A 20,226-nucleotide genomic window follows, 5' to 3' on the forward strand; every position below is an offset into this window, starting at 1 on the left:
GGGATCAGCCATGTACGAGTTTCTTCAGGAAACCGTCGCGAGCAACATGACGAGGTCGGTACGAAGCGTCGCTCCCGAAATGACCGTCAGCGACTTGTACCGGTTGTTCGCAAAAGACGACTATGACGCCTATCCCGTGCTCCGCGACGATGTCGTGGTCGGGTTCGTCACGAAACTCGACGCCCTGAAAGTGTTCGCCTGTCCGACAGATCATATCTTGCCACGTTACGACGATCGGATGGGAACGACGGTCGATGAGATCATGTCGTCCGATGTGATCGCGGTTGAGCCGGACACAAGTCTGCAGCGTGTTCTGCAGATGATGGTCGCACATCGGCTCAAGAGCCTGCCCGTGATTGATAACTATCGCCACCTGGTCGGGATCATTGCTCGCGAGGATGTCATGCGGGCGCTGGCACGCTGCACGAAGCGGCAGGCGCCTCCGCTCGTTCCTTGCGAGACCGTCCGATGTCTACGTTTGGCCTAGAACGGGTTCTTTCGCCTCGAACGGTCGCACTTGTCGGTGGCAGTTCGCGTCCATCTTCGCTCGGCCTGGCGGTGCTCATGAACCTCAAGGCGTGCGGCTTTTCCGGCCGCATCGCCGTGGTCAATCCGAACTACGCCGCGATCGACGGCGAGATTACGTCCCCGGATCTCAAGTCACTTCCATTCGTTCCGGACCTCGTTGCGATCACGGCGCCCGCGGCCGCGATTCCCGGCATCATCTCGGACGCTGCCGCGGTCGGTGTCGCCGGTGCGGTGATCCTGTCCGCCGGCCTCGGGCACGGCGCCGGCTCGCTTGCCGAGACGGTCGCGCTGACGGCGCGCATGCACGGCATGCGCCTGATCGGGCCGAACTGTCTCGGCGTCATGGTGCCGCGCGCAAAGCTCAATGCGAGCTTTGCCGCGCATCAGCCCGCCGAAGGGCGTCTTGCCCTGATCTCGCAGTCCGGGGCCGTCGCTGCAGCGATGATCGAATGGGCGGCAGAGCGGCGGCTCGGCTTCTCCGGCATCGTATCGATCGGAGACCAGCTCGACGTCGATGTCGCTGATTTGCTCGACTATTTCGCGCAGGACGATCACACCACCGCGATCCTGCTTTACCTCGAGGCCGTCAAGGACGCGCGCAAATTCATGTCGGCCGCGCGCGCCGCGGCGCGGCTCAAACCACTGATTGTCGTGAAAGCGGGCCGGATGGCCCAGGGCGCCAAGGCCGCCGCTACCCATACCGGCGCGCTGGCCGGTTCGGACGCGGTCTATGATGCAGCGTTCCGCCGGGCCGGCATGCTGCGCGTGTACGACCTTCGGGAATTGTTCGACTGCGCCGAGTTGCTCGGCCGCGGCTTCGTTCCGCGCGGCAACCGGCTGTCGATCCTGACCAATGGCGGCGGGCTCGGCATCCTCGCGATCGACCGGCTCGTTGAGCTCGGGGGTGTTCCAGCGAGCCTGTCGGCGGAGACGATTGCGGCGCTCGATCGGGTTCTGCCGCAAGGTTGGTCTCGCGCCAACCCCGTCGACATCTCCGGCGACGCCGATGCTGCCCGCTACGTATCTGCGCTCGACGTGCTGCTCGAGGACGCCAACAGCGACGCTGTGCTGGTCATGAATGTGGAAACGGCGGTCGCGCAGACCGAAGGAATCGCCGAAGCGGTGGCACAATGCGTTCGTGACCGTCGGACCAGGAAGAGTGACGTTGCCGCGCTGGTGCTTGCATCGTGGGATGGTGCCGACGAGCGCACCGCGGCAACCTTTGAAGCTGCCCGCGTCCCGCATTTTCCTACCGAAGATGACGCGGTGCGCGCTTTCATGTACCTGGTGAGATACCGCGAAGCCTCCGTCGCACTGACCGCAATCCCGCCCAGTATCGCCTCGACGTTTACGCCGAAAACGGCGGCGGCAAGGAGCGTGATAGCGAAGACGCTGTCTGAAGGGCGGGAATGGCTCGACCCGGCCGAGATCGTCGCCCTGTTTGAGGCTTACGATATTCCGATCGTTCCTACCGTCGCCGCCCGTGACGCCGACGATGCCGCAGACAAGGCCGCGCCGTTTCTGGCCCAGGGACTTGCGGTTGCGGTCAAGGTGTTCTCCCGCGACATCAGCCACAAGTCGGATGTCGGCGGCGTCATCCTCGGCTTGCGGACGCGCGAACGTGTCGCCGAGGCAGCGAGGGCAGTATTGTCGCGCGCGCGGAACGCGCGGCCGGATGCCGTCCTGCAAGGCGTGACGATCCAGCCGATGATCGAGCGGCGGGCGGCACGCGAATTGCTCCTCGGCATTGCCGACGATCCGACCTTTGGTCCCGTGATCGTGTTTGGCCGCGGTGGCACCGCGGTCGAGGTGATCAACGACAAGGCGCTGGCGCTGCCACCGCTCGACATGAACCTGGCGCGCGACCTGGTGAGCCGGACACGGGTCTCGCGGCTCCTGGCTGCCTATCGCGATGTGCCCGGTGTCCCGGCCGATGTCGTGCCCCTCACCCTCGTCAAGTTGGCGCAGATGGCGGCCGATATTCCGGAAGTCGCAGAGCTCGACATCAATCCGCTACTGGCGGACGAGGCCGGCGTGCTGGCGCTCGACGCACGCGTGGCAGTCCGCAGGCCACCGCGGCTGTTTGCAGGTCAGACGCGGCTCGCGGTGCGGCCTTACCCGTCGCAATGGGAAGGAGAGCTTGCCCTGAGGGACGGCTCGCGCGTCGTGATAAGACCGTTGCGGCCGGAAGATGAGCCCATGGTCGAGAGCTTCTTCAGGCGTGTAACGGCCGAGGATCTCAGGCTTCGTTTCTTCCAGGCAATGAAGAATTTTTCGCATACGTTCATTGCGCGGCTGACCCAGCTCGACTACGCGCGTGCGATGGCCTTTGCGGCGCTGGATCCGAGCACCGGCGCCATGGTGGGAGCAGTCCAGCTTCATTCGGACTCGCTCTACGAGAATGCCGAATACGCAATCCTGCTGCAGTCCGACCTCAAGGGCAGAGGATTTGGGTGGGCGCTGATGCAGCTTCTGATTCAGTATGCGAGGTCGGAAGGGCTGAAGCGGCTGTCAGGTGAAGTGCTGGCCGAGAACACCACCATGCTGAACATGTGCCATGAACTCGGGTTCACCGCCGTGACAGAGCCGACCGACCGCCGGATCGTCAATGTCGTCCTCGACCTCTCCCTTTCGGCCGTGGATGCCTTGGGGGCCGACATCCTGATCCGGCGCAGTCGCGATCAAAGCGGCGTGACGGAGACGACCCGATAGGGGTGCATGCCGTCCGCCTCATGAACGGAGACGTATTCGCCGAGCCGAAAGCGCTCGTTGCCGAAATGATATCCGGCTTCATCGGCTGTCAAACCGGCCACGTCGTAATGGAAGCGCCAGCTGCCGCCCGGACCATGAACGAGGTGACCGAGCTGATCGTCTTCCGTGGGGCGCTGACGAACGACGCGGCAAGCCTCGCGATGGGTTTTCCAGGTCTCGACATCGATCCGCGATGCCGTGTCGAGCGGGGCGACGATGATATAGCCGATCGCGGGCGCACCCTCGGGGTGATCATGCTCGCGCGCGCGCTCAAGCCGAACCTGCCTGAACGAGTGCGGCAACGCAGTGTTTTGCAGAGGCGTGAAGGCGGCGCGATTCATCAGAAATCTCCCTGAACATGCCCGAGCTGCCGGGCAATCTGTCAAATCATAAGGCCGCCGCTTGCCAGGCCGTTGATCTCGGTCAAGCGCATTCCGGGGCACGGTGAAGCCGATTGCGCTGGGTCAAACACAGCCGGCTCCAGCGCCCTAAGGTGAGGAGTTGCAAATTGGAGTCAGAATCTTGCTCAACGCCCCGGCCCTGACAGCGAATGCGGACGATCCGCGCGTGCTTACCGCATGTGGGGCCTGGAACGTTGCCAACGTCGAAGCGCTGGAGCGGCTGTGTACGAACGCCGCGCGTACCGACATCGGCTCGATCGATGTACGTCGCGTCACCGCGCTCGACACCGTCGGGGCCTGGCTTCTTGAAAGGCTCGCCCGCGGCGGTGCGGCCAGGGCAGCGCTCACGGGTGCCGATGGTCCATATGGCGACCTGCTGGAAGAGGTGCGAGGGCTGAACCGTTCCGGCCCCGCCGAACGCAGATCAGTCAACCCAGTGCTGCAGAGACTCGATCAGCTCGGCCGCGGCAGCAGGCGGTTGGCGTCCGATTCGGCAGCATTCCTGCATATGCTCGGCGCCTTCAGCGCAGCGCTGCTCGGCATTTTCAGGCATCCGCGATCGTTCCGATTGACGTCGACCGTCTATCAGCTCGGCCGGGGTGGGCTGGCAAGCGGTGCCGATCATGGTGCTGATCACGTTCCTGATCGGCGCCATCATTGCTCAGCAAGGCATCTTCCATTTCCGCCGCTTTGGCGCGGAATCCTATGTCGTCGACATGGTCGGCATCCTCGTGCTGCGCGAGATTGGCGTGCTGATCGTGGCCATCATGGTGGCCGGACGCTCGGGCAGCGCCTATACGGCCGAGATCGGTGCGATGAAGATGCGCGAGGAGATCGATGCGCTCAGCACGATGGGGCTCGATCCTGTCGCAGTCCTGATTCTGCCGCGGATCCTGGCACTGGTGGTGGCGCTGCCGATTCTCGCCTTTCTCGGCTCGCTCGCAGCGCTCTATGGCGGCGGGCTCATCGCCTGGCTCTATGGCGGCATGAGTCCGGCGATCTTCATCGCACGCCTTCACGACGCGGTTTCAGTCACTCATTTCGAGGTCGGTATCATCAAAGCGCCATTCATGGCACTCGTGATCGGGCTTGTCGCGGCGGTGGAGGGATTGAGCGTCAAGGGCAGCGCGGAGTCGTTGGGGCAGCAGACGACGGCGTCGGTCGTGAAATCGATCTTCCTGGTGATCGTGCTCGACGGATTGTTCGCGGTCTTCTTTGCTTCGATCGGGATGTAGCCATGGTCGACACGCCAGCGATCCATATCCGCGACCTCGTGGTCGGCTTCGGCGAGAAGATCATCCTCGATCATCTCGATCTCGACGTGAACGATGGCGAAATTCTCGGCCTCGTGGGGGCGTCCGGCGGCGGAAAGTCGGTGCTGATGCGGTCATTGGTCGGTCTGCTTCCGAAGCGGAGCGGGCAGATTGATTTCGCGGGCGACAGCGATGACGAACGCCGCTGGGGCGTGCTGTTCCAGCAGGGAGCGCTGTTCTCGGCCTTGACGGCTCGCCAGAACATCCAGTTTCCGCTGCGCGAGCGTGCGCGGCTTTCCCCGGGGCTGCTGGACGAAATTGCGGACGCCAAGCTCGAGATGGTCGGCACTGACGCGCGAAGATGGGGACAAGTATCCGTCTGAGCTCTCGGGCGGCATGACCAAGCGGGTTGCGCTCGCGCGGGCACTGGCGCTCGACCCCTCGCTCTTGTTTCTCGATGAGCCAACGTCCGGGCTCGATCCCATCGCTGCAGGCGAATTCGATACCTTGATCCGGACGCTACATCGGACGTTGCGTTTTACTGTGTTCATGGTGACGCACGACTTGAACAGCCTGCAAGCCATCTGCGACCGCGTCGCCGCGCTTGCCGACGGCAGGATCGCGGCCATCGGGCAGCTGTCATCGGTGCTCAAGTCCGATCACCCCTGGGTCCAGGCTTACTTTCACGGAGCCCGGGCGCAGAAGCTTGGCCTCGGCAATTAGGCAGAGAGAGAGACGCAAATGGAAATCCGCGCGCCCTACATTGTCGTTGGTGCATTCGTATTGTCGGCAATCGTCGCCGTGTTCGGCTTCGTCTACTGGCTGAACAATTTCGGCGGGATCGGAAAGGCGGGAGACATACCAGCTCGTGTTTACCGACCCCGTGCCTGGCCTTCTCGTCGGGGCGGGCGTTCTCTTCAACGGTATCCGCGTCGGCGAGGTCACGGCCCTTGAACTGGTCCCGGAACGCCCGCGCGAGGTTCGCGCCGGGATCGCAGTCGCCGAGCGCACGCCGGTGCATACCGATACGCGTGTCGGCCTCGACTTCCAGGGGTTGACTGGTGTCCCGGTGATCGCTCTGGAAGGCGGTGATGATCCCCAGGCGCCGCCGGCGCGCGAACCGCTGGTGGCCGAAAAGGGGGCCGGGCGGAGCATGACGCAGGCAGCCCGCGATGCGCTACGCCGGGTCGATGCCGTCCTGTCCGACAACGCCGCGCCGCTGCACAGCACGATCGACAATCTCAGCACGTTCGCTGAAGGGCTCGCGCGCAATACGCCGAAGCTCGATGGAATTGTGGCCGGACTCGAACGCATGACCGGCGGCGGTGCGCCCGCGCCGCGCAAGGTGGCGTATGACCTTCACGCGGTGGACAGCTTCGGCGCGCAACGCCATGCGAAGCTGCCCGAGCAGCTGGTCATGGCGGAGCCGACCGCGATCGCCCGCCTCCAGACCCAGCGCTTCTTGTTCACGCCGGATGAGGAAATTCAGGGATTCGAAGGTGCGCAGTGGAGCGATAGTCTCCCGGTGCTGGTGCAGGCGCGGTTGCTGCAGAGCTTCGAGAATTACGACGTCGAGCATGCGCCACTGCGCGCCGACAGCGGCGTAGAAGGTGCGCCGCGTCTGCTGATCGACCTGCGCCGGTTCGAAATCGTGCAGGGACCTCAACCGCGCGCGACGATCTCGTTGTCCGCGAAGATCGTGGATCGAAATGGTCAGGTAAAGGCTGCAAAGCTTATCGAGGGATCCGAGGGAATTAGCTCGCTGACGCCGTCCGAGGCGGCCGCCGCCTTCGATAAGGCTTTCGGCACCCTCGCGAGGGAGCTCGTGATGTGGGTTGCGGCGACGGACTGAACCGGATCGTTGCAGCGTCTCACAACGAACGTCCTGGATCAGACTTGCTCGGCGGCTGCCGCCAAGCCAAGGTCGTCTCGACCTAACGACCTGTGACCAGCAGGCTGCGGCAGTGCCGCGCAATACTGACTTCCTCATTGGTCGGAATGACCAGTACGTCGACAGGGTTGCCCTTCGCGGCGATACGCTGCGCGCCCTGAGCATTTGCGGCTGCATCGATGCTGACCCCGAGCCAGGAGAGGCGATCGCAGATGCGCTGCCGGATTTCCGGGGCGTGCTCGCCGATGCCGCCGGTGAACACCAGGCCATCGAGGCCGGCGAGGGTATTTGCCATCACGGCGACTTCTGCGGCGACACGAAATGTGAAGAGATCGACGGCTTCGCGAGCCGCAGGATCGTGGCTCGCCAGCAGGGCGCGCATGTCGGCTGACACCCCGGAGACGCCGAGCAGACCCGAACGTTCGTACAGCAGGTGCTGCACGTCATCGACCGACATTTTTCTCTTCCTGCATGAGATAAAGCAGCACGCCGGGGTCGATCGTTCCACAGCGTGTCCCCATCACGAGACCGTCGAGTGGGGTCAATCCCATCGTGGTGTCGACGCTGTCGCCCTTTCGCAAGGCACAGAGGCTCGCGCCATTGCCGAGGTGTGCCACGACGACGCGCTTGTCGGCCCATTGCGGCGCGATCGCGGCGAGCCGGCTGGCGACGTATTCGAAGGAGAGGCCGTGGAAACCGTAGCGGCGGATGCCGCGCTGCTCAAACTGCCGCGGGATGGCAAAGCGGCTCACCGGCGGCGCCAGGCCGTGATGAAAGGCCGTGTCGAAGCAGGCGATCTGCGTCAGCTCCGGCTGCAGTGACCGCACGGCCCGGACCGGCGCAAGGCAGCGCGGCTGGTGCAGCGGCGCCAGCGGCGTCAACGCCTCCAGCGCAGCGAGAGTCTGCCCTGCGATGACGACTGGCCCGTAGAACTCGCGGCCGCCATGGACGATGCGATGGGCCGACGGCGGCGAGGCTGCCGCCGTCGAGATAGTCCTCGATCCAGGCAAAGATATCGCCGAACAGGCCGTTGTCTTCCAACGTGCCGCTCGCGCGGCGCTTCTCGAACAGCGGCCTGCCCGAGGCATCGCTCATCACGATGCGCGGGACCTTCTCCTGCTCGTCAAGCAGGCCCTTGCATTGCAGCTCTGGCTCGGACGGCGTGATGTCGAACAGGCCGAACTTGATGCTGGACGAGCCGGCGTTAAGCACCAGGACGCTGTCGGACATGAGTGTGCCTCAGTCAACGGATTTGTGACCTGTCGCTCCATAGGGCCAGATCCAGTCACGGATTTGCGGCATGTCCTCGCCATGCTCGCGCACGTAGCGCGTATGCTCGATCAGGGCGTCACGGAACTGCTGCTTGACGTGGGCGGCCGCGATGTCGAGCCCCGGCACGCGTTCGATTGCTTCGATGGCGAGATGGAAGCGGTCGAGGCCATTCAACACCACCATGTCGAACGGCGTCGTGGTGGTGCCTTCCTCCGCAAAGCCCCGCACGTGCATTCCGTCGTGATTGGTGCGGCTGTAGGTCAGGCGATGGATCAGATAAGGATAGCCGTGATAGGCGAAGATGACAGGCTTGTCGCAGGTGAACAGGCTGTCGAAGTCGCGGTCGGACAGGCCGTGCGGATGCTGCTCCGTCGGCTGCAGCGTCATCAGGTCGACCACGTTGACGACGCGGATCTTCAACTGCGGCAGCGCCTTGCGGAGCAGATCGACGGCGGCGAGCGTTTCCAGCGTCGGAACGTCGCCGGCGCAGGCCATCACCACGTCTGGCTCGGCGTTGACTGCTTCGGTGCCGGCCCATTTCCAGATGCCGATGCCCGCTTCGCAATGGGTGATCGCATCGCGCATCGAAAGCCATTGCGGCGCGGGTTGCTTGCCGGCGACAATCACATTGATGCGGTCATAGGTGCGCAGGCAGTGGTCTGCGACCCAGAGCAGGGTGTTCGCATCGCCGGGATAGGCGGGAAGTAGACGCGGACGATGTCGGCCTTTTTGTTGGTGACGAGATCGACGAAGCCGGGATCCTGATGACTGAATCCATTGTGGTCCTGACGCCAGACATGCGAGGTGAGGAGATAGTTCAACGACGCGATCGGCCGCCGCCAGGGCAGCGCGCGCGAGACCTTCAGCCATTTGGCATGCTGGTTGAACATTGAATCCACGATGTGGATGAAGGCCTCATAGCAGGAGAAGAAGCCGTGGCGGCCGGTAAGCAGGTAGCCCTCGAGCCAGCCTTGGCAGAGATGCTCGCTTAGGACCTCCATCACGCGGCCGTCATGGGCGAGGTGGACGTCATAAGGTTCGATGCCCTCCATCCAGACCCGGTCGGTGGCCTCGAAGACCGCGTCGAGCCGGTTGGATGCGGTTTCGTCCGGACCCATGATGCGGAAATTGCGGGCCTCCGCATTCAGCTCCACGACCTCGCGCAAGAACTTGCCGAGTTCTCGCGTGGCTTCCGGCGACGGCGTCACCCGGAGCGGTCACCTCGACCGCATGCGCACGGAAATCCGGCAGCTTCAATTCCCGCTTCAGGAGGCCCCCGTTGGCGTGCGGGTTGGCCCCCATCCGACGGTGGCCTGCGGGCGCAAGGGCTTGCAATTCAGGCACGAGCCGGCCGCTCGAATCGAACAGCTTGTCGGGCTCGTAGGTGCTCATCCAATGTTCGAGCAGTTTCAGATGCTCGGGGTTTCCGCGCGGGTTGGCGATCGGCACCTGATGTGCACGCCAGAAGCCTTCGACCTTCAGCCCGTCGACTTCCTTCGGTCCGGTCCAGCCCTTCGGGCTGCGCAGCACGATCATCGGCCATCGCGGTCGCTTAAGGCCGCCGGTCTGCTGGTGCGCGGCTTGCTGGATCGAGCGGATGCCGGCGAGCGCGGTATCGAGTGTGTCGGCCATCAACCGATGCATGGCATGCGGATCGTCGCCTTCGACGAACAGCGGCTCGTAGCCGTAGCCGATGAAGAGGCTGCGGACTTCCTCATCATCCATCCGCCCAAGCACGGTGGGATTGGCAATCTTGTAGCCATTGAGGTGCAGGATTGGCAGCACTGCGCCGTCGTGCACCGGGTTCAAGAACTTGTTGGAATGCCAGGACGCCGCGAGCGGACCGGTCTCCGCCTCGCCGTCGCCGACGACGCAAACGGCAATCAAATCGGGGTTGTCGAACACTGCGCCATACGCGTGAACCAGTGCATAGCCGAGCTCACCGCCTTCGTGGATCGAGCCGGGCGTCTCCGGCGCCGCGTGGCTTGGAATGCCGCCGGGGAAGGAGAACTGGCGGAACAGCTTGCGCAAGCCGTCCGCATCGCGCGTCACCTCCGGATAGATTTCGGTGTAGGTGCCTTCGAGATAGGTGTTCGCAACCATGCCGGGACCACCATGGCCAGGACCGCAAATATAGATGACGTTGAGGTCGGAAGTGCGGATTGCGCGATTGAGGTGGGCATAGATGAAATTGAGCCCAGGCGTGGTGCCCCAATGCCCGAGCAGGCGCGGCTTGATATGCTCCGGCTTCAGCGGCTCTTTCAGGAGGGGATTCGCGAGCAGATAGATCTGTCCAACGGAGAGGTAATTGGCGGCGCGCCAATAGCGGTCGAGCAGCTCAAGATCATTCGTGCGTGCTTGCTCGTTTGGAGTGGTCGCAGATTGCATGTCGCTCTCCAGGGATTCAAAGATGACCTCAGCCGCCGCTATCGGTTCCACGTTAGAGGGCGAATATGACGGGAATGGCTTGAGCCAGCTCAAAAGATGCACGCCAATTCGGGCCGCAACGCCCACGTTTCTCCCAACGTCCATCAACACGGGACGTTCAAGGAACAGAAAGCTCGATGTCGGAAACGGAACCGGACCCCCGCGAGGTCAGTTTCGCTCGCGCTCCAGGAGTTCCGGTGATGCGTCGCTTCGTGAGCATTGCCTGCGCTGGCGCGGCGCTACGCGGTCGAGGACAACATCCATCACGTGCCTGCGTTCTGTCGTAAGCTCGCGCGGCGGGACAAAAAGATGCCCGGCAAAAGCGAGCCGGGCATTAAATACCGAGACAACCTCACGGGAGTATGGGTGCTCGTCCTGGTAGCTTGATGTAGTCATGCGACGGCCCGGGGCGGATTGATCCAGCGCAAGGAACCGAAGATTGCGCCTCACCGCAAATGGAGAGCGGATGGTTCTTGCTCCAGGTCGTTTGGCACCATTCCATATGTCCGCAGCACGGTGGTTCTCGTCTCCGGATAGCCGGTACAGACGATAGCTGCGGCACCAGCGTGGCCGAATGTCTTCCATAAGTGCTTGGCATGCTCTATCGCCGCTGCGGGGCTGCCGCACTTGGCCTGCTGGCCCGGAACGAGCCCGCCATCGGTCCGGTCGTACGGCAGGGCAATGAATTGCGTGATCCCGTCCATTGATGCCCCTTTTCTCGTTCGGTCGATGTCACCCAGCAAAGCATTGTGCGGTGACAGCCATTATTGATCTGCCTCAGCTCATTTCGTTTGATCCGGATCAAGGCGGAATAGGCGCGCATCTCGTTTGCTGTTGATGGGTTCGAAAGGGAGCTTGCTTGCCATTGAGCTTCCTCCTCTCGAAGATGGCTGGTCAGGGTCATGGGAAACCTCGTGTATTTTCCGGAATCGCGTCGGGCGAACCACGAAGAGGTGGCGTCGAGAGCGGACATTCGCCATTCCTTCCGTCAAGCGTTGTTGATGCTCGAACTGCAACTGCTCCAGATCGGCGGCTTGGTCGCCGTGTGTCCGGCCGGAGGGGCCAGGACGAAGCTGCAGCAGCAGCACGACCAACTACTTGGTCGCCTTGCGGTCACGCGACAGCATGCGCGAGCGCTGATCGGCGATTGATGTCGGCCCACATTGCGGGCGGCACCGTTCGCCGAGGCGCGACATTTCATCGGATTGACGATAGATCGTCCCGCTCGTCGCCATGCGAAAAATGAGCCCTGCTGCAGGATTCCGATAGGGGATTTTACGTGAGTTAAATCTCGCCGCCCAATAGTCCGCGCAGCCCCGGTGGCCGATATTGACTTGCCCACGCCCAGGTCAGATCGGGCAACCCGTTTGCGGTAAATCAGTTGGTGAAAAGCGATGAATTTCAGGATCTCTCTGGCGCAGCGCATCTACGCAATTGTTGGGCTGAGCTTTTGCGGGCTGACTGGGCTGGCCGCTATCCAGGCGGTATCGATCGAGTGCGCATTGCCGGACGCAGCGACAGGCGAGCCCGTCGAACTGGAGATCGATGGGCTCTCGTTCCGACTTGGCGGTGTCGTAGCGCGTATGGATCCCGGGTCGGTATTGATTAACCTGAATCAGTCGCCGGAAACTGCGCAAAAGTTGGCCGCGGTGCTCTCGGGCGGGCGTGCGCGCTCGGCAGCAGCTTAAGGTTAAAGCCCGGCAGCGATCGCGATCCGCATCAGCTCCGACATGCTGCGCACATTGGTCTTGGCCATCAGATTTGCTCGATAGACCTCGACCGTGCGCGGGCTGATGCCAAGGTCATGGGCGATCACCTTGTTGATCTTGCCCGCCACCAGCCCTCGCAAGACATCACGTTCGCGCGGCGAGAGGTCCACCAGACGAGCTTCAGCGTCGCGCTTGACCGTTTCGTCGGCCGGTGCCGCGGACTGTGTTTGCAGAGCCTCGCGGATCGCACGCAACAGCGCTTCGTCCTCGAACGGCTTTTCGATGAAGTCAACCGCGCCAGCCTTCATCGCCTCGACCGCAAGTGCGACGTCACCATGGCCAGTCATCAGAATGACGGGGCATGCCGCTGCGTCAGCCTTGAGTTTGCGGACCAGTTCGAGGCCGCTCATACCGGGCATGCGTATGTCGCATACGATGCAGTCGACCGTGCTGCTCTTGAGATGATCGAGAAAACTGGTTGCCGTCTCATAAGTCGTTACGGCAAAGCCGTTGACATCGAGCAGGAATGCCAGTGAGTCCCGCATCGCCGGATCGTCGTCGATGACAAGAATTGTATGCCGCGTCGTCATGCTTCTTCTCCGTCCTCCGCGAACGGGAGGATGAACTGAAAAACCGTGCCGCCTCCGGAGTTTGGCATCACATCGATGCGTCCACCATGGGATTCGATGATGGTCCGGCAGATCGAGAGGCCGACGCCCATGCCATGCTCCTTTGTCGTGATAAAGGGCTGAAACAGGCGGTCGGCGATGTCAGGGCTGATGCCCGGACCGGTATCGGCAATGGTGAACGTCGCTACACCGTTAGTCTTGGTGACGCCGACGGTCAATTCGCGGCGCGGGCTGGAGGCCATCGCCTCGATCGCATTGCGAACCAGGTTGAGCACGACCTGCTGAATCTGGATCTTGTCGACGATGATCGAGGGCATGTCCCGGTCGCTGCGGATCGCGAACCTGACTCCCTGCTCCTTGGCGCCGAGCAGCGCCAGTGCGACAGCCTCTTCGAGCAGGGTGGCGGGACTCTCCAGGGAGTGTTGGGTCTCGCCTTTGGCAACGAATTCGCGCAAGCGCTTGATGATGTCGCCGGCTCGCAGCGCTTGCTGTGCGGCTCGCTCGAGCGCGTCACGAATTCGCGTCGCGTCCGGTGTCTCCGGCGTCAGCAGCCGGCTCGCGCCGCGCATATAGTTGGTAATGGCGGATAGTGGCTGATTGATCTCATGGGCGATAGAGGACGCCATTTCGCCCATGGCGGTCAGCCGCGACACATGGACCAGCTCGGACTGCAGCTCCTGAAGCCGCCGTTCTTGCGCTCGACGCTCGGTGAGATCGCGGATAAAGCCGGTGAAAAAGCGTTCTCCACGTACCTTGGCTTCGCCGACGGCGAGTTCCATCGGAAAGGTCGAGCCGTCGCTCCGTTCTCCAACCACGATGCGGCCAATGCCGATGATGCGCCGTTCGCCAGTCGTAAGGTAGCGTTCGAGGTACCGGTCGTGCTCGCCGCGATATGGCTGGGGCATCAGCTTCGAGACGTTCTTGCCGACGACCTCGTCCGGTTTCCAGCCAAACAGCCGCTCGGCCGCCGCGCTGAAGGAACGAATAATACCGTGGTCGTCGATGACGATCATGGCGTCAGGGACCGTGTCGAGGATCGACTGTAGGTGGGTCTGCCGATTTCGCGCCTGATCGCTTTCCCTCAAGAGCCGGTCGCCCATGAAGCCGAGGATCGGGCCGAGGATCGCAAAGCAAGCGATATCCATCAGATTCGCAGGTTCAGTAACCAGGCTTGTCCCGAGGAATTTGACGCTGATGACGAGGCAGAGCAGGGTGGTGACGATTGCTGGGCCGCGACCGCCGGCGAAAGCGGCAAACAGCACGGCGGGCACATAGATGATCGTGAAGGTCCGGTCTTCGAAATAAATATCAAGCCCCGCGCGCACCGCGAATACGAGCGCTGCCGCTGCCACGGCAGTGCCATAGCGGTACCAGATGCGATCGGACATATTTCCCCGGCGAAGGCCTCAGCTGAATCAATACTACAACGTTCGGACGGCCGAAGCCACCGGCCGTTCGGCACGAGCTGGCCACGGCGGCGGGGACAGGTCTATCTGATCCAGGCGCGCCAATGCGTCGGCTGCACCATGACGCGTTCGGCGGTCGCCGCCTTTACCCAGCCGCCCGGGACGCGGCGGCATGGAAAGACGAGCTTGTGAATGGCGTTGCCCTCGATCACGGCGAGTTCAAGATCTCGACCGAAGGGGGCCACCGCGACCCCCTCCCATGTCGCGCTGACGCCTGCCTCGGGGCGTTCGGGAGCGTCGCGTGCTGGCACGTCAGGCAGCCTTCTGAGTACCCTCGTCGACACTGCTGGTCTTTCGTGCGAGCAGGTTCAGCTCGATCGTGCCCAGCGAACGTGCGGTCTCGATCGCGTACGTCGCGTCGTTCGCCCCGCGCGCGGTGACGCCTTTGGCCCAGTCCTGCAGAGCAGTGATCTTCTCGGCCACCGAGGCGGTGGAATTGAACCTGCGGAAAAGCTCCCAGGCTTCGTTCGATTCGATCTGGATCTGCTCGAACCAGTGCTGGTTTGCCTCGATCAGTTTCTCCGAGAATTCCGACTGGACCGCTATCGCCCGCTTCGCGTAGCTCTGGACGGCGTCGGAGACGGGACGGGCTTCGCTATGGTCTGTCATGTCCAAAATCCTTCGTTGAGGAAAGTATTGTTTCTCATGCCGGCCGCCTGCGCGTTGACGCGCGTCAACTTGATGGTGGTTTCCGGCCCGCGCTGGTTCTCGTGACCAGGCTAGCTGCGCTTGGGACTGACGACGGCACCGGTTCGCAGATTGATGAAGTGGACGCCGTCGCAGGCAGCGCAGGAGATCGAGTGCAGCTCGTCAGCCAGTGGCTCGGATGCGTCGGCGGGTAGCAAGCCTTGAACCCGATCGCCGGTATTTGGACACGAGAATATGATGGGGCGCCAAGCCCTTATGTCTGCCATTTGCACGATCCTGACGGATGAGCATCCTTAACGGTGGCGCGGCGCTCCGGTTTTGATGCAGGTCAAAATTCCGGCCGGGTGGTCGGATCGGGGCAGGCGGCGGCCTAGAACGGTTGGCGCCGATGGAGCTGGTGGGCGCTTGACCTGGCGGGCTGCCTTAGCGGCCGCCTTGGCGGCAAGCGCATCCAGGCGAACGTCACGACGACAATCGCCAGCACTCCCATCGAGGCAAGCAGGTTCTGCAACATGAATTTGATCTCCTGACAGAGCGTCAGCATCGTCGATCATCGGTCGCGGCGCCTTGATATCCGTCAAGCGCAGGCGTTGAGGGAGATCAAAGCAGATGAGCCGACGGCGTGTGACCTTGGTGACGAGCGAAGGAAGGAGATTAGCAATGCGCGCACATCAGATCATGGCGAGACACGTCATCACTGTCGGAACCGAGGCATCCATTCTCGATGCCGCGAAGCTGATGATGGATCACCATATCAGTGGCCTGCCAGTGGTCGATGCGGCTGGAAGACTGGTCGGCATCCTGTCGGAGAGCGATTTTCTGCGGCGAAGCGAGATCGGCACGCAACGCCGGCGTAGCCGCTGGTTTCAGTTCCTTCTCGGCTCCGGCTATGCAGCCGCGGACTTCGTCCACGAGCGCGGCCGGAAGGTCGGAGAGATCATGTCGTGCGATCCCGTCACCGTGACGGAAGAAACGCCCTTGCCCGATCTGGTCGATCTCATGGAGAAGAGGGGCGTCAAACGGTTGCCGGTGATGCGCGACGGGCGCCTCGTTGGCCTCGTAACACGTGCGGATCTGCTGCGGGCCGTAGCATCCGTCGCGCACCAGATTCCGGATCCCACGGCGGATGACACGCACATCCACGATCGCATCGTGCGGGCACTCGATGGTGCAAACTGGTGCCCGCTCGGGCTGCAAGTCTCGGTGCGCAACGGCGTGGTGCATCTCCGCGGAGTCATCATGGATGAGCGGGCGAGGCAGGGAGCGATTGTCGCCGCGGAGAATGTCGCCGGCGTCAAGGAAGTGCACGATCACCTGTGCTACGTCGATACCTATTCCGGCTTCTATATCCAATCCGCGGAAGACGAACGAGCGGCTGCCGCGAAAGCTGCGAAGGAGAGGGCAGGATGATCGCTCGTCCCGCAATCCTGTTGTTCCCGTTGATCGCGACCGCAGTGGTCAGCGCAGAAGTCGTGGGATTCGCCGTAACCTTACTTGCGATCTGCCTGATCGTCGGCTTCGCGATCGTTGCCTCCGGTTGGACCGTCAACGGCAAGTCGACGTCAATACCAGCAGTCCGGCCGTCATCCGCAGACCGGAAATCCCACCGCAAATAGCAGCTCCCGTCCGGTTTTGTTTGCGGATCTCGTGAGCTGCGCGTCACGACAAGTGCGACGCTCATGGACGCTGTGGTCGGGATCGCTGATGGCTCTGTTCGCATTCGCTATTCTCCACAGATACGACATCTGCTCCTGCACGACATTCTTGCGAAAGATCAATACCGGCATCGCGCACTCATGGCAGCATAAACAACAATCAACCAGCCCATGCGAGGGTGCCATGCCATCATTTGACGTTCGTTTCATCAAGACCGTTTGCGACGACACCGGCCATGAACACCGCGCCTGCCAGGCAGCGTTCAAGGTCGACGCCGCCTCGCTTTCCACGGCTGCACAGTTGGCCGAGGCCGACTTCTGCAGACAGAAGGGTGTTCGAGACTGGACGATCTTTGCCGATTCCATGGAGCTTCGGACACCGCCGGCTTTGCCATCAGCCTGGGGCGGCTGACGATTTTTGGGTGGCGATCGCGATCGACTGCCGGGGCTTCGCGTTTGACCAAGATCAAATCGGAAATCAGCTTCTTTAGCTAAAGGTGGAGAGCCAAAAAGGGGGTATGCGAAATGACCGATCGATCAGCTGGCAATAGCTCGCCGCAGTTCGAGAGTCTTATCGGTCGCTTGCGTGCGTTTCTGTCTCGATGCCGCGAATTCGATCTGATAACCGATCGGGAGGTCGACGAGATCGCGCACGAGCTCAATCTCTCGACGTTGGACCTTCGTGCGCTTGCCCGCGAGCGAGGCTCGCCGGAGTTGCTCAGCAAGCGTCTCGAGCATGCAGGTTTGTCCGAACAGATGCTCGCCTCTTCCCATTGCGATGTGTTGCGTGATCTACAGCGAGTCTGCGGTCTATGCCGTGAGAAGGCACGTTGCACCGCAGATCTCGCGCGGGAGCGGCGGGCCAGTCCGGCAAAATATTGTCCGAACGAACTGACCCTGACCGCGCTGAGCCGCGGCGCCAGCGGCACGCGGCATGGCGCCGAAATTGATGCCGATCAAACGGCTGGCAGCGAGACTGTGATTTTCATGACGTCATCGCACCCAAAGAAAGCCCCCACATGACAGGTCCATCTTCCGTTTCAAAGTCGATGACGATGGGAGAATCCGGCTTGGCGTCGGTACTCGCAGTTTTTGCATTCGTTAGCTTTCTCGGCGCGGCGATGGGGCACGATACGGCGTTCAGCTTTCACGCGTCGCTTGCTTGCGCCGCCAGCCTGATCTCCGTGATCATGATCGGCAATCGCTACCTTAACCGTCCGGCCGAATTGCCTCCGGCGGAGATCGGCGGGCGCCCCAATTACAATCTCGGCCCAATCAAGTTCGCTTCAGCCATGGCGATGTTCTGGGGCATCGCGGGTTTCACGGTGGGTTTGATCATCGCCATGCAGCTGGCCTGGCCGGCGTTTAACTTCGATCTGCCCTGGACGACATTCGGTCGCCTGCGGCCGCTGCATACGTCGGCCGTGATCTTCGCGTTCGGCGGCAACGTCCTGATCGCTACGTCGTTCTATGTCGTGCAAAAGACCTGCCGCACGCGCCTTGCAGGCGACCTGTCGCCCTGGTTCGTCGTGGTCGGCTACAACTTCTTCATCCTGATCGCCGGCACGGGCTACCTGCTCGGCGTCACCCAGTCGAAGGAATACGCCGAGCCGGAATGGTACGCCGACCTTTGGCTGACGATCGTCTGGGTGACGTATCTGCTCGTCTTCCTGATGACGCTGGTGAAGCGCAAGGAGCCGCATATCTTCGTCGCCAACTGGTTCTACCTGGCGTTCATCATCACGATCGCGGTGCTCCATCTCGGAAATAACCCCGCGCTGCCGGTCTCTTTCCTCGGCTCGAAGTCCTACATCGCCTGGGGCGGTGTGCAGGATGCGATGTTCCAGTGGTGGTACGGCCACAATGCGGTCGGTTTCTTTCTGACCGCCGGCTTCCTGGCGATCATGTATTACTTCATCCCGAAGCGGGCGGAGCGTCCGATCTATTCCTACCGGCTTTCGATCATCCATTTCTGGGCGCTGATCTTCCTCTACATCTGGGCCGGCCCACATCACCTGCACTACACGGCACTGCCGGACTGGGCGCAGACGCTCGGCATGACATTCTCGATCATGCTCTGGATGCCGTCCTGGGGCGGTATGATCAACGGCCTGATGACGCTGTCGGGAGCCTGGGACAAGCTGCGCACTGACCCGGTGCTGCGCATGATGGTGGTGTCGGTCGCCTTCTACGGCATGTCGACCTTCGAAGGCCCGATGATGTCGATCAAGGTGGTCAATTCGCTGAGCCACTATACCGACTGGACCATCGGCCATGTGCATTCCGGTGCATTGGGCTGGGTCGGCTTCGTCTCGTTCGGCGCACTGTATTGCCTCGTCCCGTGGCTCTGGAATCGCCAGCTCTACAGCCTGAAGCTCGTCAACTGGCACTTCTGGATCGCGACGATCGGCATCGTGCTCTACATTTCCGCGATGTGGGTGTCGGGAATCCTGCAGGGCCTGATGTGGCGTGCCTACACCTCGCTCGGCTTCCTCGAATACTCCTTCATCGAGTCTGTCGAGGCCATGCATCCCTTCTACATCATCCGCGCGGCCGGCGGCGCGCTGTTTCTGGTCGGCGCCCTGATCATGGCCTTCAATCTCTGGATGACGGTCAACGCCGGCCGAGCCAGCGAAACCGAGGGCGCCGGTGCTCTCCAGCCTGCCGAATAGGTCACGCAATGTCCCTTTGGAATCGACACAAGATCTTTGAGAAGAACTCGATCATCCTGATCGTCGGCATCCTCGTCGTCATTGCGATCGGCGGACTGGTCGAGATCACGCCGCTGTTCTACCTGAAGAGCACGATCGAGGCGGTCGACGGCGTGCGGCCCTATACGCCGCTCGAGCTCGCAGGCCGCAACATCTATGTCCGCGAGGGCTGCTACCTCTGCCACTCGCAGATGATCCGCCCGCTGCGCGACGAGGTCGAGCGCTATGGCCACTACTCGCTGGCCGCCGAGAGCATGTATGACCATCCGTTCCAGTGGGGCTCCAAGCGCACCGGACCTGACCTTGCGCGCGTCGGCGGCAAGTACTCCGACGACTGGCACGTCACGCACCTGATCAATCCACGCTCGATCGTCCCGCAATCGGTGATGCCCGGATACCCGGCGCTCGCCAGGACGGAACTCGACCCATCGGACACCGCGGCCCATCTACGCACGAATCGCGCGGTCGGCGTGCCCTATACCGACGAGCAGATCGCCAACGCGGCCGCGGATCTCAAGGCGCAGGTCGATCCCGACAGCCCCGGCTCCGACGCGTTCCAGAAGCGCTATCCGAAGGCGGTGGTCCGCAACTTCGACGGCAAGGCCGGCAATCCGACCGAGCTCGACGCACTGATCGCCTACTTGCAAATGCTCGGCACGCTCGTCGACTTCAAGCTCTACAACGAAAAAGCCAATCTGCGGTGAGGCCACGAGCATGAAAGCGATCATTCAAGTCGAGAATTTTGCGTCGAGCCTGGTCGGCACACTTTGGACCCCCGTCTTTGTCGGGATATTCATCGCCATCGTCGTCTACGCGCTTTGGCCCCGTAACAAATCTCTCTTCGATGCTGCAGCCCGGATGCCGCTGCGGGAGGACTGACCGATC

Annotated in this window: 17 protein-coding genes and 5 pseudogenes; 14 read left to right on the forward strand and 8 right to left on the reverse strand. The window is 62.3% G+C overall.

All coding sequences use genetic code 11. The features are described 5' to 3' along the window. Positions 1 to 10: 10 nt before the first annotated feature. Positions 11 to 487 (forward strand): CBS domain-containing protein, encoded by a 477-nt coding sequence (locus tag ACVWW1_RS37545; RefSeq protein ID WP_176533362.1) that lies wholly within the window; start codon positions 11 to 13, stop codon positions 485 to 487. Continuing rightward, a complete protein-coding gene (locus ACVWW1_RS37550) occupies positions 469 to 3,240 on the forward strand; it encodes a bifunctional acetate--CoA ligase family protein/GNAT family N-acetyltransferase (protein ID WP_456659347.1) in 2,772 nt (923 codons plus the stop codon). The genes ACVWW1_RS37545 and ACVWW1_RS37550 overlap by 19 nt, the downstream gene beginning before the upstream one ends. Here the strand turns inward: ACVWW1_RS37550 and ACVWW1_RS37555 are convergent. Further along, on the reverse strand, positions 3,210 to 3,620 hold the full coding sequence (locus tag ACVWW1_RS37555) for a hypothetical protein (RefSeq protein ID WP_456659348.1): 411 nt from the start codon (positions 3,618 to 3,620) through the stop codon (positions 3,210 to 3,212). The genes ACVWW1_RS37550 and ACVWW1_RS37555 overlap by 31 nt on opposite strands. A gap of 181 nt (positions 3,621 to 3,801) precedes the next feature. On the opposite strand from ACVWW1_RS37555, the pseudogene ACVWW1_RS37560 reads away from it, so the two are divergent. The 3 pseudogenes from ACVWW1_RS37560 to ACVWW1_RS37570 all read left to right on the forward strand — a co-directional run bounded on the left by ACVWW1_RS37560 (position 3,802) and on the right by ACVWW1_RS37570 (position 6,785). Beyond that, positions 3,802 to 4,915 (forward strand): annotated as a pseudogene (locus tag ACVWW1_RS37560) (MlaE family ABC transporter permease). 2 nt (positions 4,916 to 4,917) lie between these two features. Beyond that, positions 4,918 to 5,656 (forward strand): annotated as a pseudogene (locus tag ACVWW1_RS37565) (ABC transporter ATP-binding protein). Positions 5,657 to 5,674: 18 nt separating this feature from the next. Further along, positions 5,675 to 6,785 (forward strand): annotated as a pseudogene (locus tag ACVWW1_RS37570) (ABC-type transport auxiliary lipoprotein family protein). Positions 6,786 to 6,867: 82 nt separating this feature from the next. Here the strand turns inward: ACVWW1_RS37570 and ACVWW1_RS37575 are convergent. The 3 genes and pseudogenes from ACVWW1_RS37575 to ACVWW1_RS37585 form a co-directional block, all read right to left on the reverse strand. Further along, a pseudogene (locus ACVWW1_RS37575) lies at positions 6,868 to 8,054 on the reverse strand (acetate/propionate family kinase). A 9-nt stretch (positions 8,055 to 8,063) separates the two neighbouring features. After that, positions 8,064 to 10,484 (reverse strand): annotated as a pseudogene (locus ACVWW1_RS37580) (phosphoketolase family protein). A gap of 485 nt (positions 10,485 to 10,969) precedes the next feature. Then, positions 10,970 to 11,227: a hypothetical protein gene (locus ACVWW1_RS37585; protein WP_176533355.1), complete on the reverse strand. Its 258-nt coding sequence runs from the start codon at positions 11,225 to 11,227 to the stop codon at positions 10,970 to 10,972. A 210-nt stretch (positions 11,228 to 11,437) separates the two neighbouring features. Here ACVWW1_RS37585 and ACVWW1_RS37590 point away from each other — a divergent pair, with 210 nt between their 5' ends. Further along, positions 11,438 to 11,674: a hypothetical protein gene (locus ACVWW1_RS37590; RefSeq protein ID WP_456659349.1), complete on the forward strand. Its 237-nt coding sequence runs from the start codon at positions 11,438 to 11,440 to the stop codon at positions 11,672 to 11,674. Between the two features lie 243 nt (positions 11,675 to 11,917). Then, the gene (locus tag ACVWW1_RS37595; RefSeq protein ID WP_456660856.1) at positions 11,918 to 12,211 is read left to right on the forward strand and encodes a hypothetical protein; all 294 of its coding nucleotides are present in this window, start codon (positions 11,918 to 11,920) and stop codon (positions 12,209 to 12,211) included. 2 nt (positions 12,212 to 12,213) lie between these two features. On the opposite strand, the gene fixJ is transcribed toward ACVWW1_RS37595, so the two are convergent. The 4 genes from fixJ to ACVWW1_RS37615 all read right to left on the reverse strand — a co-directional run bounded on the left by fixJ (position 12,214) and on the right by ACVWW1_RS37615 (position 14,936). After that, positions 12,214 to 12,822 (reverse strand): response regulator FixJ, encoded by a 609-nt coding sequence (fixJ, locus tag ACVWW1_RS37600; protein WP_176533353.1) that lies wholly within the window; start codon positions 12,820 to 12,822, stop codon positions 12,214 to 12,216. Further along, positions 12,819 to 14,249 (reverse strand): PAS domain S-box protein, encoded by a 1,431-nt coding sequence (locus ACVWW1_RS37605; RefSeq protein ID WP_456659350.1) that lies wholly within the window; start codon positions 14,247 to 14,249, stop codon positions 12,819 to 12,821. Before ACVWW1_RS37605 ends, fixJ begins: the two co-directional genes overlap by 4 nt. Positions 14,250 to 14,350: 101 nt before the next feature. Next, the gene (locus tag ACVWW1_RS37610) at positions 14,351 to 14,578 is read right to left on the reverse strand and encodes a hypothetical protein (RefSeq protein ID WP_456659351.1); all 228 of its coding nucleotides are present in this window, start codon (positions 14,576 to 14,578) and stop codon (positions 14,351 to 14,353) included. Position 14,579: 1 nt separating this feature from the next. Beyond that, complete coding sequence (locus tag ACVWW1_RS37615; RefSeq protein ID WP_456659352.1) at positions 14,580 to 14,936, reverse strand: hypothetical protein; 357 nt, start codon at positions 14,934 to 14,936, stop codon at positions 14,580 to 14,582. Between the two features lie 699 nt (positions 14,937 to 15,635). Between ACVWW1_RS37615 and ACVWW1_RS37620 the strand changes: the two genes are divergently transcribed. From ACVWW1_RS37620 to ACVWW1_RS37650, 7 genes are all read left to right on the forward strand, one after another. Beyond that, positions 15,636 to 16,385: a CBS domain-containing protein gene (locus ACVWW1_RS37620; protein ID WP_456659353.1), complete on the forward strand. Its 750-nt coding sequence runs from the start codon at positions 15,636 to 15,638 to the stop codon at positions 16,383 to 16,385. Beyond that, complete coding sequence (locus ACVWW1_RS37625; protein WP_456659354.1) at positions 16,382 to 16,591, forward strand: hypothetical protein; 210 nt, start codon at positions 16,382 to 16,384, stop codon at positions 16,589 to 16,591. Before ACVWW1_RS37620 ends, ACVWW1_RS37625 begins: the two co-directional genes overlap by 4 nt. Before the next feature lie 88 nt (positions 16,592 to 16,679). Continuing rightward, positions 16,680 to 17,042: a hypothetical protein gene (locus tag ACVWW1_RS37630; protein WP_456659355.1), complete on the forward strand. Its 363-nt coding sequence runs from the start codon at positions 16,680 to 16,682 to the stop codon at positions 17,040 to 17,042. Positions 17,043 to 17,155: 113 nt separating this feature from the next. Beyond that, the gene (locus ACVWW1_RS37635) at positions 17,156 to 17,653 is read left to right on the forward strand and encodes a hypothetical protein (protein WP_456659356.1); all 498 of its coding nucleotides are present in this window, start codon (positions 17,156 to 17,158) and stop codon (positions 17,651 to 17,653) included. Between the two features lie 26 nt (positions 17,654 to 17,679). Further along, on the forward strand, positions 17,680 to 19,302 hold the full coding sequence (gene ccoN, locus ACVWW1_RS37640; RefSeq protein WP_456659357.1) for a cytochrome-c oxidase, cbb3-type subunit I: 1,623 nt from the start codon (positions 17,680 to 17,682) through the stop codon (positions 19,300 to 19,302). An 8-nt stretch (positions 19,303 to 19,310) separates the two neighbouring features. After that, positions 19,311 to 20,045, forward strand: a complete 735-nt coding sequence (gene ccoO / locus ACVWW1_RS37645; RefSeq protein WP_176533347.1) for a cytochrome-c oxidase, cbb3-type subunit II — start codon at positions 19,311 to 19,313, stop codon at positions 20,043 to 20,045. A 10-nt stretch (positions 20,046 to 20,055) separates the two neighbouring features. Continuing rightward, the gene (locus tag ACVWW1_RS37650; protein ID WP_050402627.1) at positions 20,056 to 20,220 is read left to right on the forward strand and encodes a cbb3-type cytochrome c oxidase subunit 3; all 165 of its coding nucleotides are present in this window, start codon (positions 20,056 to 20,058) and stop codon (positions 20,218 to 20,220) included. The last annotated feature ends 6 nt before the right edge of the window (positions 20,221 to 20,226 follow it).

This window comes from Bradyrhizobium sp. JR3.5 (assembly GCF_054057015.1).

Bases quoted from the DNA above. Each gene is read 5' to 3' on its own strand.
- ACVWW1_RS37605 (WP_456659350.1), bottom strand. From the start codon at position 14,249: ATGTCCGATCGCATCTGGTACCGCTATGGCACTGCCGTGGCAGCGGCA.
- ACVWW1_RS37635 (WP_456659356.1), top strand. From the start codon at position 17,156: ATGACCGATCGATCAGCTGGCAATAGCTCGCCGCAGTTCGAGAGTCTT.
- ccoN (WP_456659357.1), top strand. From the start codon at position 17,680: ATGACGATGGGAGAATCCGGCTTGGCGTCGGTACTCGCAGTTTTTGCA.
- ACVWW1_RS37550 (WP_456659347.1), top strand. From the start codon at position 469: ATGTCTACGTTTGGCCTAGAACGGGTTCTTTCGCCTCGAACGGTCGCA.
- ccoO (WP_176533347.1), top strand. From the start codon at position 19,311: ATGTCCCTTTGGAATCGACACAAGATCTTTGAGAAGAACTCGATCATC.
- ACVWW1_RS37650 (WP_050402627.1), top strand. From the start codon at position 20,056: ATGAAAGCGATCATTCAAGTCGAGAATTTTGCGTCGAGCCTGGTCGGC.
- ACVWW1_RS37595 (WP_456660856.1), top strand. From the start codon at position 11,918: ATGAATTTCAGGATCTCTCTGGCGCAGCGCATCTACGCAATTGTTGGG.
- ACVWW1_RS37555 (WP_456659348.1), bottom strand. From the start codon at position 3,620: ATGAATCGCGCCGCCTTCACGCCTCTGCAAAACACTGCGTTGCCGCAC.
- ACVWW1_RS37620 (WP_456659353.1), top strand. From the start codon at position 15,636: ATGCGCGCACATCAGATCATGGCGAGACACGTCATCACTGTCGGAACC.
- fixJ (WP_176533353.1), bottom strand. From the start codon at position 12,822: ATGACGACGCGGCATACAATTCTTGTCATCGACGACGATCCGGCGATG.
- ACVWW1_RS37585 (WP_176533355.1), bottom strand. From the start codon at position 11,227: ATGGACGGGATCACGCAATTCATTGCCCTGCCGTACGACCGGACCGAT.
- ACVWW1_RS37615 (WP_456659352.1), bottom strand. From the start codon at position 14,936: ATGACAGACCATAGCGAAGCCCGTCCCGTCTCCGACGCCGTCCAGAGC.
- ACVWW1_RS37545 (WP_176533362.1), top strand. From the start codon at position 11: ATGTACGAGTTTCTTCAGGAAACCGTCGCGAGCAACATGACGAGGTCG.
- ACVWW1_RS37625 (WP_456659354.1), top strand. From the start codon at position 16,382: ATGATCGCTCGTCCCGCAATCCTGTTGTTCCCGTTGATCGCGACCGCA.
- ACVWW1_RS37630 (WP_456659355.1), top strand. From the start codon at position 16,680: ATGGCTCTGTTCGCATTCGCTATTCTCCACAGATACGACATCTGCTCC.